Raw genomic sequence first — 12864 nt, 5'->3', positions numbered from 1 at the left:
TACTTTAAGATTTAATTTATTCTAATAAGAATAAAATTAATTAATAGAATATTAATTTATTCTAATAAGGAGATAAAAGATGAAGATTAAACACAAGATAATTGGGGCCTTTCTCGTATTAATTATAGTGACCTTACTTTCAAGTTCATATGTAGCATACAATATTAATCATATGCAAAAAAATGTAAAAGACTTAAGTGGAAGAGATTTTGCGGGGGTTGCAGTACTTTTAGAAGCGGATAGAGATTCTTATCAATCAAATGTAGCACTTTCACAAACGATTAATTTAGCTGGAATAACTTATTTATTAGAAGCAGATAGAGATTCTTACCAATCAAATGCTGCGTTAGCACAAATAGTAGGCTCACCTGACCATTCAGCAACTCAGAAATTACTTGACAAAGGTGTAAATGATAATATCAAACAAGTTAAACAAAGATTTGAAAAATTCAAAAATTTATTAAAAGAGTTAATGCCTGAAAATAGCGCAAAATTTGAAGAGTTTGAAAAGTTATATGATTTAACTAATAAAAATACTGAAAAACTTGTTCAATTAGTAAAAGCAAATGACTATGCTAATGCACAAACTTTTTATTTTAATACATATCTTGTAGATTATGAAAAAATGAGAGATATAATTGACTTTTTCACAGGAGAAGCATATAAAATAATCGCTCATGAAGAAAAAGAAACAACTGAGTTAATTGATAATTCATTGGCTTCTTTTGTTATCATCACCATTATTAGTATAGCTCTTGCAATATTCTTTACATTTTTACTTAGTAGAAATATTAATAAATCTATCAATAATTTTAAAGATGGATTATTGGATTTCTTTAAATATTTAAATAAAGAAGAATCAAGTGTAGAATTATTAGACACAAGTGCAAATGATGAAATAGCTGCAATTGCTCAAATTGTAAATGAAAATATTACAAATACTAAATCTCTTTTAGAAAAAGATGACTTATTAATTAATGATGTAAAAAGAGTAGTTGAACTTGTAAAAACTGGTGATATTAGTAAAAAAATAGAAAAAAGTACTCATAATCAAGGTTTAGAAGAGTTAAAAACTATTTTTAATGAGATGATACAAATTATCTCTGAAAATATTTCTAATGATACAAATGCAATTGAAAAAGCACTACAAGAGTATCAAAGACTAAACTTTAGACATAGAATCACTAATGCTACTGGTAAAACTGTTGATGGACTAAATACCTTAGCAAAAATAATTAATGAAATGCTAGTTGAAAATAAAGCAAATGGTCTAACACTTCAAAAAAGTTCAAGTGAATTATTATCAAAAGTTGATTTAATAAGTCGTTCATCAAATGAAGCCGCGGCTAGTATAGAAGAAACAGCTGCAGCATTAGAAGAAATTACTTCAAATATTTCATCAAATACACAAAATGTAATTGCAATGTCAACTAATGCAAATGAGCTTAAAAAATCAGCAAATGAAGGGGAAGAACTTGCCTCTCAAACTACTGGTGCAATGGATAGCATAAATGAGCAAGTTACAGCAATCAATGATGCAATTTCAATCATTGATCAAATAGCATTCCAAACAAATATTCTATCTCTTAATGCAGCTGTTGAAGCAGCAACTGCTGGAGAAGCTGGAAAAGGTTTTGCAGTTGTTGCTCAAGAAGTACGAAATCTAGCTTCAAGAAGTGCAGAAGCTGCAAAAGAGATAAAAACTTTAGTTGAAAATGCTACAACAAAAGCAAATGATGGTAAAGCTATCTCGGATAAGATGATAAAAGGTTATCTTGGATTAAATGAAAATATTTCGAAAACATTAGAATTAATCGGTGGCGTTGAATCTGCTAGTAAAGAACAACAAATGGGTATTGAACAAATCAATAGCGCTGTTGGCTTATTAGATAGACAAACTCAACAAAATGCATCAATTGCAAATCAAACAAAAGATATAGCAGATGAAACACAATATATTGCAAATGAGATTGTAAGAGATGCGGATGAAAAAGAGTTTGAAGGCAAAGAGAGTGTAAAAAGTAAAAAAGTAGATATTACTTCAAAAACAACTTCTATAACTCCATCTAGTCCTAAAAAAGAAAACAAACTAATAGAAGAATCAAAACCAAAGGAAAAAATTGAAAAAAAAGAGACTACATCTCCAAAAGTTCAACCTAACAATAAACCTCAAGTAATAACTTCTAATAGTAAAAATGATGATGAATGGGAGAGTTTTTAAACTCCCCTTCTCAATAATATTATTTTTCTGCTATTTTTATGGAGTGTAACCATTCTGTAAATATTATATGTTACCTTATAAATTATTTTATATATGAGGATACATATAATGCCAACAATTTCTACAAATAGAAAGCTTCTTTTTTTCCCTTTATTATTTTTAATCATTATTATAATATCTGGTCTTACTAATAGATATTTTTCTGCTAAAGCAAAATTAAGTATAAATACTGCGATGGAAATTGATAAAATTATAATACGAGTTTTACATGCAAGAATTACTTCAAAGCAATTTTCAAGTGATCTTGATGAAGATACTGCCGATATGGTGATAGATTCTTTCAAAAGTTTATATAAAGATATAAATGAATTAAAAAATGTCAAAATAGACTTTTTACAAAAAAACTCTGAACAAATTGACGAATTACTTATAGATATTAAAAAATATCAAAATATCTTTGAGAAATATTCAACAACAAAAATTGATAACCTTGATAATGGTATAACAAATGATTCAAATGAACTACAATCTATGTCAGGAGTAATGATTAGTACAGTTCAATCAATAGAAGGTGGGTTAAATGAAATTCATGACCAAGCTATATCATTTAAAGAAAGAGCTTTATACCTTCAAGATCTTGTACTAATTGCATTAGCTAGTGTTTCTATACTTGTATTCACTTTAATATCTTTTTTAATCTCAAGAACAATTGTTAGGTCATTAAAAAATTTTAGAAGTGGACTAATATCATTTTTTGCATATTTAAATAAAGAAACAGATGAAATAGAACTTCTTGATGATAAAAATAAAGATGAATTTGGAGAGATGGCAAAAGTAGTTAATGGAAGTATTATTAATACAAAAAAAGGTCTTGAAGAAGATAATACATTAATTGAACAAGCTATAAGTGTTTTAGCTAAATTTGAACAAGGAGACTTATATCAAAGAATACAAATGAATGTTTCAAATCCTTCATTAAATAAATTAAAAGATGTCCTTAATGATATGGCCCAAACTATAGAAACAAATATAAATAATGTTTTATATATTGTAGAAGAATATGCAAGATATAACTATCTTGGAAGAATAAATGAAGATGGATTAAAAGAACATCTTTTAAAACTTGCATCTGGTGTTAATAACTTAGGTAATGCAACTACTCAAATGTTATGTGAAAATAAAGCTAATGGCTTAACACTAGATGAGAGTTCTGATATTTTACTAATAAATGTTGAAAAATTAAATCAAAGTTCAAATGAGACAGCAGCAAGCTTAGAAGAGACCTCAGCAGCCTTGGAACAAATAACAAGCAATATTAAAAATAATACCGAAAATATAGATAAAATGGCGAAACTCTCTAATGGAGTTACACTTTCAGTTGAAAAAGGTCAACTATTAGCTTCAAATACATCTATTGCAATGGAAGATATTAATAAGCAAGTAACTTCAATAAATGAAGCAATTAATGTTATAGATCAAATAGCCTTCCAAACAAATATTTTATCACTAAATGCAGCAGTAGAAGCAGCAACAGCAGGAGAAGCTGGAAAAGGATTTGCAGTAGTTGCTCAAGAAGTTAGAAATCTAGCTACAAGAAGTGCAGAAGCAGCTCGTGAAATAAAAACTTTAGTGGAAAATGCTTTAATAAAAGCAAATGAAGGGAAAACTATTGCTTCTGATATGATTAATGGTTATGGAGAACTGAATAAAAATATTTCTCAAACAATGAGCTTAATCTCAGATATTGAAACAGCAAGTAAAGAACAATTTCAAGGAATTGAACAAATTAATAACACAGTTACAATACTTGATAGACAAACTCAACAAAATGCTGCAGTTGCTGCCAATACACATGAAGTTGCAGCAATTACTGATAATATTGCAAAATTAATAGTTAAAAATGCAAATGAAAAAGAGTTTATAGGAAAAGATGAAATAAAAGCAAAACAAGTAAGATTGGAAAAACAAAACGAAGAGATGGAGAGTTTATAAGCTCTCCTTAAATAATTCATATCATATTTACATTAAAAAATAGTAATAGCCCTAAGATAAAAATAAATATAGGAGAAGCTATTTCAATAATATTCTTTATATTCTCAACTTTACTTGATACTTTATTTAAATTTAAACTTAAAAATGAGGATGCAAAGATAACTAAACCCATACCTAAACTAATAGCAATAGATGCTAAAATAACTGCAAAATAAGTTTTTAATACAAAAGCATATAAAAATAATATAACAGTACCAGGGCAAGGAATAATTCCTGCTGTTAAAACAAAAAATAAATCTTGTTTTTTTATCTTCTTGTCATTGTCATGATTATGTTCGTGTTCATGATTGTGCTCATACCCATGATGTGCACAACAAGTAGGACAAGCAGAGTTTTTATTTCTTATTTTTTTATACAAAATAAATACAGCTAATAGCATAATAAATACAGCACTTAATTTAGTAATCATTTTTATTGAATCATCAACAAAACTATTTAAAAAAGTAGATATTAAAAATACTGATATTAACACAAGAATTAAAGCTCCAAGTATATGAATAAAAGCAGTAAATTGTGAAATAATAAAAGCTCTGGTGTAAGAACTTTTATTACTCATAAAATATGAAAATGCCAATGATTTTCCATGACCTGGTCCCATGGCATGAATAATTCCATAAATAAAAGATATAAATAAAAGTGTAAATAAAGCAAAAGTATCACCTTTGTCTATTTTTAAAAGATTTTGTTTTATTTTTTTTGAAAATTTACTTAGGTAGTTTTCATCTTGGGGTTTAGGTGTTTGTATTGTTTCTTCTTGTAGTTCAACTTTTTTTATAGGAGTAATTTCTTCTTTTTTTTGGACTTCTATGTCTTTAATAATATGAAAACTTACACTATTTGCATCAATTGTCTCTTTTTTAAATACAGTAGGATCATACTTTACAGCATTTTCTGCAATTGTGACTAGAAAATAACCCTCTTTATCATTTGTATTGAAATATAGAATATCATCTTTTACTAATTTATAATCTAGTAATATTTTATATCTAATATGCAAAAGACCATTTTCAATATCAACTTTTAAATCATTTACTTTTATTCTATTTGATCTTAGTTTATTTATTTTTTTTCCATAAGATATATTTACTAGAAAGTCTCTTGGCTCAACATAGTTGCGAAAAGCTATTTTCACATTTTCTAATTCATCTTTATCTAATTTATTATTTAAATTAGTATCATAAACATTATTTAAAGTCTTTGTAAAAGCTTTTGTAACTATCCATTTGACGTCAATTTCTTTTATTAAACTATCATTTGTCTTTACATCAAGGACAACTCTAGTCTTTGGAGAATACACTGCACACAATGCACATCCAAAAACTGTTTGAGCTATTAAAATTAAAGTAAGTAATAGCTTCATTGTTTATATGTATTTACCAATTTTTCTGAAACATCAACTAAACTTTCTTCCCATTTATATGATAAAGGATCTATTTCAATAACTCTTCCACCTATATTTTCAGCAATTGTCGTTGCGGCTACTTTTGAAAACTGAGGAGCTACAAATAGTACTTTTATACCTTCTTCTTTTGCTTCTTCAATAAGAGCTATCATCTCTTTTGGTTTAGGGTCTTTACCCTCTTTTTCAACTGCCTCTTGTTCTAATTCATATCTTTTAGCAAAATATCCCCAAGAAGGATGAAAGACCATAAATTTTTTGCCTTTTATTTCTCTTAAGGTATTAGATAATTTAGTATTTAAATTATCAAGTTCTATTAAAAAGTTTTTATAATTATTATAATAAAACTCTCTATTAGTAGTATCAACTTTCACTAGTGCATCTAAAATATTTTTTGCTTGTGTTTTCACTAATATTGGGTCTAACCAAATATGTGGATCTAAAGACTCTTCATCATGATGATGTTCTTCATGTTCAGCTTCACCATGGTGATGATGTCCAAGCATTTTATTCTTTTTAATACCTTTTGCAGTATCTACAAGTAACATATTTTTATTTATATCTGTAAATTTACTTAACCATGATTCTTCAAAAGGGACACCAATAGAAAAATATATATCAGAATTTATTAACTCTTTCATTTGAGAAGTTTTTGGCTCATATGTTGCAGGTGAAAAACCAGGTTGAACCATAACATTTATTTTTACTTTATCTTTTGCTATTTTTTCTACAAAATACTTCTGTGGTAAAATACTTACTGTGACAGTTTTTTGTGCATAAAGTGATGAGCATATTATTAAAAATATGTAAAAGATTTTTTTCATTTAGAGAACTCCTATTTATTGCAACCAGGTTGCATTTTCAGAATTTTAGTAATATTTAGCTTTAACGCAACTTAGTTGCAAGTTTCATATGTTATAATTATATATGGACAATATAAACGAATTATTTCAAGATAGAAATATTAAACTTACAAGCTCGAGAAAAGCGATATTAGAAGTACTATCTAATTCTTCTAAACCTTTGTGTTATGAAGAAATAAAATTTTCAATCAATATGGATAAGGCTACTTTTTACAGAAATATCACTAAATTTGAAGAAGAAGATATTATTGATTCTTTTGAATCAAATGATAAAAAAAGATATTTTGAAATAAAAAAAAGTAAGCACGCACACTTTATATGTACTAATTGCTCTAAGATAGAATGCCTTCATGAGGATTTTAACTTTAAATTAATAAATCACAAAATCGAGAACATAATTATAAAAGGAATATGTCCAAATTGTTTATAAAAAGGAATATTAATGATTAAAAAACTTGTCACCTTAGACAAATTTATAAATAAAGAAGCCCTTAGTGGAATACTTCTTTTTTTAGCAACAGTAGCAGCCGTAATAGTTGCAAATTCTAGTTTAGGACAAGCATATTATGACCTATGGCATTTGCCATTGGGAGTAAATTTAGGGGAACATAGTATTTCTATGACTTTAACTTATTGGATTGATGATGCTTTAATGGCACTATTTTTTCTAATGGTAGGATTAGAGATAAAAAGAGAGATGAGTGTTGGGGAACTTTCATCTGTAAGCAAGGCTTTATTTCCTATTATTGCAGCTCTTGGAGGGATGATTATTCCCGCACTTATTTATGTAGCGTTAAACACAGATAATCCACTAGGATTTGGTATTCCAATGGCTACAGATATTGCATTTGCATTAGGTATCTTGATGCTTTTAGGAAAACGCGTAAATCCAGCTTTAAAATTATTTTTAGTTGCCCTTGCAGTTGTAGATGACTTAGGTGCTGTTTTAGTTGTGGCTACTGTGTACACAAGTGAAATTCATACTCAGTATTTTTTACATGCAGGTGTAATTTATGCTTTAATTTGGGCTTTAAATATAAAAGGTGTAACTAAATTACTACCTTATTTAATTCTTGGTATTGCTTTATGGATTTATATTCATGCTATTGGAATACATGCAACTGTTGCAGGTGTTTTATTAGCTTTTGCTATTCCAATAAAATCAAAAATTGGTGAAAATGCATTTATTGAAGATACAAAAAAAGATATAGTCGAGTTCGAAAATCACATTGATCCTGTACCTATTTTAAACCACCATCAAATTGATGCTTTGGAAAATATTGCATATAACTATGACAAAGTACAAAACCCTCTTATGAGATTAGAGCATAGTTTACATGGTCTATCTGCATACTTTATTATGCCTTTATTTGCATTTTCAAATGCAGGAGTACTAATAGACTTTTCTGGAATAAATTCAAACTTAATGATTGTACTAGGAGTTGTATTTGGTTTAATTATTGGGAAACCAATAGGAATATTTGGATTTACATATCTAGCAACTAAACTAAAACTAGTTAAAAAACCAGATAATATTTCATGGTATGAAATTGTTGCAGTTGGATTTCTAGGTGGAATTGGATTTACAATGTCTATTTTCATAACTCACCTTGCTTTTCTTGATGAGACTATAATTTCCGCTGTAAAATTAGGAATATTTGTAGCTTCATTTATTGCAGCTGTAATTGGAGTGTTGTTAATATTATTAAAAAAAGATTTAACACATAATTAACACTTTAGTTATAAAATTTTGGAAATCAAAAAAAGGTACAAAATGAAAAAATTTCTTCTTTTAGCACTACTTAGTGCATCAACACTATTTGCTTCAGATATTGAAGTTAAAGATGCATATGTTAGAGCAACACCTCCTGGACTTCCAAATTCGGCTGCATTTATGAGTGTAGAAAACAAAACAGATAAGAATATTGCTCTTGTAAAAGCTACATCTGATGTTTCAAAAGTAGTTGAACTTCATACACATAGCATGAAAGATGGTGTAATGAAAATGTACCAAGTTCCAAAAATCGATATTCCTGCAAATAAAGAAACAACACTTAAACCAGGTGGTTTTCATGTTATGTTAATAGGACTTCATAAACCTTTAAAAGTAGGAGAAGAAGTAACTATTACTCTTGAGTTTTCAAATGGTGAAAATAAAACTATAACTATTCCTGTAAAAAGTGTAATGGGTGGAATGATGAAAAAAGAAATGAAAAAAGGTATGAGCTGTGGTACAGGTAAATGTGGAAGTAACTAAATAATGCCAGAAGAAAAAAAAGCTAACAATTTAAAAAGTGCAATACTACAAGTAGTAGTTGTACTTTTTATTGTTGTAGGGTATTTTTTAATAGATTTTTCTTCACTTTACCAATCTTTTAAAGGTGAAGCGCAATTTATAACACAAGATTCAAGCTGTGATTTACACCAAAGTTCTTGTATTGTAAAAATACAAGATGGCACAACTTTTAAATTAGAAATAAATCCAAAATCTATTCCACTAATGCAATCAATTAAATTTGAAATCAAAAGCAATAAAGCGGATTTAAAAGACTTATACTTGAATATCTATGCAACAAATATGTTCATGGGTGATTTTAATCTACCAATTAAAAATCTTGGAAATGGAAACTATGAAGCAGTAGGTACTCTTCCAACTTGTCCAGTTGGTAATATGATATGGAATGCAGATATAAGAATTGAAAAAATAAATAAAACTATTGGAGCTAGATTCCAATTTAAGACAGGTAAATAATGAGTAAAGTTTTCAAACTTTTGTTTGCAATAGTAATTGCAATCGCAATAATTATTATAGCAAAACCATATGTAAAAGATTACAATGAACATAAACAATATGATTTTAAAGTAAATACAATTGATGGAGAGATTACAAAAGATAGTTTCAAAGGAAAGTATTTGGCTGTCTATTTTGGATATACTTTTTGCCCTGATGTTTGCCCTACTTCATTAAGTTCATTAGCACAAGCAATAAACAGACTTCCAAAAGAAAAAGCTAAAGATTTTGTTGGACTTTTTATAAGTGTTGATCCAGACAGAGATACACTTAAAAACCTAAAAGAGTATGCACACTATTTTCATCCAAACTTTATAGGTGCAACTTCAACAAAAAAAAATATTGATGACATTACTTCAAGATATAAAACTTATTACAGCAAAATAGAACTTGAGGATTCTGCAATGGGCTATTCTGTTGCACATACTTCATTTATCTATGTATTTGATAAAAGTGGTAAATTTAGAGCAAAACTTGACCACTTTTCTGATCCAGCTAAAATAAAAGAGACATTAGAAGAAATAGTAAAATAGCAATTTTCTTCTATATTTCTTTTTTATTTTAGATATAATTTTGCCATGTCAAAAATATTAAATAATATTCTATTTGAAAATGTAAGCCATTCCAATGAAGACTTTACAAAACATTACCATGATACATACACTATTGGAATAACCTATAAAGGATTTATTAAAACTTTTAATGTACACCAAAGTTATTATTCATATGAATATTCAATAAGAATAAATAATCCAGGTGAAGTTCATGGTGGAAAAGCTAAAGAGTGGTCTCACGCAAATTTTTATCCAACGGTAGAAATTATTTCAAATATTTATGAACAAATATTTTATGAAAAGAAAATACCCTATTTTCAAAGACATATAGTTGATAACAAAATATTATTCCTAAAAGTCCACAACTTCTTTGATGCATATTTTAAAAAAGAAGATGAACTATTGATTGAAGCTTATTTAATAGAAGCGCTATCTAGTTTAATTTTAGATTCAACTTTATATACAAAAGATTATAAAAAAATTTTTGAAGATAAAAAAATTATAAAACAAACCTATGAATTTATAAATGATTCAATAGATACAAACTTTACCCTTGATATACTTGCAAAAAATGTTAATCTTAGTAAATTCCATTTTCTAAGATTGTTTAAAAAAGATATTGGACTTACACCCCATGCTTTTATTGTAAATGAAAGACTTAATCGAGCAAACTCTCTAATTCAAAATGGTTTATCCATTTGTGAAGCAAGTATTCAAGTTGGATTCAATGACCAATCCCATTTTACTCGTAATTTTAAAAAATATTTTGGATATACACCTTCTTATTTACAAAAAAATAGCAATTTTATTCTATAAATTTTTAGTTTATTTATATACAATTTGCTTATCAATAAAAAAGATGAGATATGACAGACAAAAACAAAAATATTTTTTATGCTCTTATGTTTCTAGCTATGGCTGGATGGGGAGCTTCTTGGGTTAGTGCAAAAGTTTTAAGTGCTTATATAAATGAGTATGAATTAGTATTTTTTAGAAATATATTTACGATTATTACACTTCTTCCCGTATTGTTATATTCAAAGAAAAGTTTTCATATAAACTTAAAAAGTTTTATTTTAGTTGTTGTAGCTTCAATTGTAATGATAGCTTATATGAAATGCTATTTTTTAGGGACAAAATTTGGAACAGCAAGCCTTGGTGGAGCACTAGTAACTACTATGATTCCAATAAATACTTTTTTAATTATGGCACTATTTTTTGGTAGAAGAATAGGAAAAAAAGATATCTTTGCCTTAGTTCTTGGAGGTCTTGGAGTTCTAACTATGCTTAATATTTGGTCTTTTTCACATGAGCAAATATTTTCACAAAAAAATATTTATTTTGTATTAGCTTCGATTCTTTGGCCAATACTGACAATTGTAAGTTCAAAGGCTACAAAAATCTCACCTATGGTATTTACATTTTACATGTATGTTATTTCAACCATTTTGGTTATGATATTTTTTGTTGATTTACCAAATATTGATTATAAAGCTTTTGATTGGATTTTTTGGTTAAATATTCTATCTATTTCAATTATCTCTACAACTTTTGCTACAACTATTTATTTTGTAGGAATAGAAAAATTAGGAACAAATGAAGTTAGTTCATTTATTTTCCTAGTTCCACTATTTGCTATTGTTTTAAGTGTTATATTTTTAGATGAAAAAATAAGTCTGTCAATCATAATTGGTACAACTCTTACTTTACTAGCAGTAAAAATATTAAATAATATTAAATTTAAAAGAAAGTAATGTGCATATAGAAAATAAAAAATTAAATACCTTTACTTTATCAGGACTTATTATTGGTCCAATTTTAGGCTCTGGACTTATACTGCTTCCCCCTCTTTTATATAATATGGTTGGAAATTTTTCTTTAATTATATGGCTTATTATTTTGAGTCTTGGATTTATATTTGCACTTATCTTTGGAAGACTTGCTATTCTTTATCCAGGTGATGGAGGGGTAAGTCTTGCAACAAAAGAAACCATAGGTAAAAAGTATCAACTTCTAACTTCTTTTTATCTTATATGTGCTGTATTTTTTGGGTCTGTCGCAGTTTTATTGATTGCTGGTCAATTTATTCAAGCATATTTTCCCAATACTCCTTTAGAACTTTTAGGATTTTATATTTATATTTTAACTTATATATTACTACTTATTAAAATAGACTTTCTTGGAAAATTAATGTTAACAGTTAGTTCAATTATTACATTTATATTTTTTATATCAAGTATAAATATACTTTTAGGCATAGATAAATTTATATTCTTTATACCTACTATATCATTTAAAGAGTTCGGATATTCACTTATACTTGTTTTTTGGGCAATAGTTGGATGGGAAGTTATTGGAAACTATTCACAAGAAGTTAAAGAAACAAAAATGCTTACAAATGCAGTTAAGTTATCAGCGATAATTGTTTCAAGTGTATATATACTTACAACTATTTCTATATGTTTTGGTGATTTTCCAAAAGATACTGACTTTAAGTTGGTTTGGATTATTGAACCAATTTTTGGAAGCTATTCAGATATAATATTGGCTACTGTTTCTATGATACTCTGTGTTGGAACATTAATACTTTTTATTGGTGGTACAGCAAGACTTATTTCATCACTTAAATTTTTATCTTGCACAAGTAAACATATGCAAAATGGAACACCAATTGGGGCTTTAAATTTTTTATCTTTAATTATCATATCTATCTTATTTTTAGTATACTTTAAATACATAAGTTTGGATAATCTTGTAGCATTTGCAGACGGATTTTTTATATCAAATGCAATAATTGGATTAATAACAGCAATGATAATTTTTGAAAAAGGTTTCTTAAAAACTAGCTCTATTTTATTAACTTTATTATTCTTCATAATTCTTTTATTTTCTAATATTTTTATATTAATTACAATATTAGGACTTTTTATTTTTACTTATTTTAAGAAGTAGTAAAAAATTTTTGAGAAAAAAAGATTGAAATA

At 27.2% G+C, this 12864-nt stretch carries 11 protein-coding genes and 2 pseudogenes; 11 read left to right on the top strand and 2 right to left on the bottom strand.

The window, feature by feature from the left end:
• Nucleotides 1–79 precede the first annotated feature (79 nt).
• The 3 genes and pseudogenes from LXN10_RS15700 to LXN10_RS10890 all read left to right on the top strand — a co-directional run.
• Nucleotides 80–580: pseudogene (locus LXN10_RS15700) on the top strand (HAMP domain-containing methyl-accepting chemotaxis protein); the annotation flags it as partial.
• Between the two features lie 873 nt (nt 581–1453).
• A pseudogene (locus LXN10_RS15695) lies at nt 1454–2221 on the top strand (methyl-accepting chemotaxis protein); the annotation flags it as partial.
• 108 nt (nt 2222–2329) lie between these two features.
• The gene (locus LXN10_RS10890; RefSeq protein WP_375723043.1) at nt 2330–4213 is read left to right on the top strand and encodes a methyl-accepting chemotaxis protein; all 1884 of its coding nucleotides are present in this window, start codon (nt 2330–2332) and stop codon (nt 4211–4213) included.
• A gap of 16 nt (nt 4214–4229) precedes the next feature.
• On the opposite strand, the gene LXN10_RS10885 is transcribed toward LXN10_RS10890, so the two are convergent.
• Both LXN10_RS10885 and LXN10_RS10880 read right to left on the bottom strand, forming a co-directional pair.
• Nucleotides 4230–5633, bottom strand: coding sequence for a nickel/cobalt transporter (locus LXN10_RS10885; protein WP_375723042.1), 1404 nt, complete (start codon nt 5631–5633; stop codon nt 4230–4232).
• Nucleotides 5630–6496, bottom strand: coding sequence for a metal ABC transporter solute-binding protein, Zn/Mn family (locus LXN10_RS10880; RefSeq protein ID WP_375723041.1), 867 nt, complete (start codon nt 6494–6496; stop codon nt 5630–5632). Before LXN10_RS10880 ends, LXN10_RS10885 begins: the two co-directional genes overlap by 4 nt.
• A 103-nt stretch (nt 6497–6599) precedes the next feature.
• On the opposite strand from LXN10_RS10880, the gene LXN10_RS10875 reads away from it, so the two are divergent.
• From LXN10_RS10875 to LXN10_RS10840, 8 genes are read left to right on the top strand one after another with little or no spacing between them, the layout of a single operon-like run.
• A complete protein-coding gene (locus LXN10_RS10875) occupies nt 6600–6965 on the top strand; it encodes a Fur family transcriptional regulator (protein ID WP_375723040.1) in 366 nt (121 codons plus the stop codon).
• Nucleotides 6966–6977: 12 nt separating this feature from the next.
• A complete protein-coding gene (gene nhaA / locus LXN10_RS10870) occupies nt 6978–8267 on the top strand; it encodes a Na+/H+ antiporter NhaA (RefSeq protein WP_375723039.1) in 1290 nt (429 codons plus the stop codon).
• Between the two features lie 42 nt (nt 8268–8309).
• Nucleotides 8310–8792, top strand: a complete 483-nt coding sequence (locus tag LXN10_RS10865) for a copper chaperone PCu(A)C (protein ID WP_375723038.1) — start codon at nt 8310–8312, stop codon at nt 8790–8792.
• 3 nt (nt 8793–8795) lie between these two features.
• Nucleotides 8796–9287, top strand: a complete 492-nt coding sequence (locus LXN10_RS10860) for a hypothetical protein (RefSeq protein ID WP_375723037.1) — start codon at nt 8796–8798, stop codon at nt 9285–9287.
• A complete protein-coding gene (locus tag LXN10_RS10855) occupies nt 9287–9859 on the top strand; it encodes an SCO family protein (RefSeq protein WP_375723036.1) in 573 nt (190 codons plus the stop codon). Before LXN10_RS10860 ends, LXN10_RS10855 begins: the two co-directional genes overlap by 1 nt.
• A 45-nt stretch (nt 9860–9904) precedes the next feature.
• Nucleotides 9905–10696, top strand: coding sequence for a helix-turn-helix transcriptional regulator (locus LXN10_RS10850; protein WP_129100158.1), 792 nt, complete (start codon nt 9905–9907; stop codon nt 10694–10696).
• 50 nt (nt 10697–10746) lie between these two features.
• Nucleotides 10747–11634, top strand: coding sequence for a DMT family transporter (locus tag LXN10_RS10845; RefSeq protein ID WP_375723035.1), 888 nt, complete (start codon nt 10747–10749; stop codon nt 11632–11634).
• Between the two features lies 1 nt (nt 11635).
• Complete coding sequence (locus LXN10_RS10840) at nt 11636–12832, top strand: APC family permease (protein WP_375723034.1); 1197 nt, start codon at nt 11636–11638, stop codon at nt 12830–12832.
• Nucleotides 12833–12864: the final 32 nt, after the last annotated feature.

Origin of the sequence: Arcobacter iocasae (assembly GCF_042214795.1) — a bacterium.
Taxonomy (GTDB): domain Bacteria; phylum Campylobacterota; class Campylobacteria; order Campylobacterales; family Arcobacteraceae; genus Arcobacter; species Arcobacter iocasae.
This window is presented reverse-complemented; position numbering and strand designations above follow the sequence as displayed.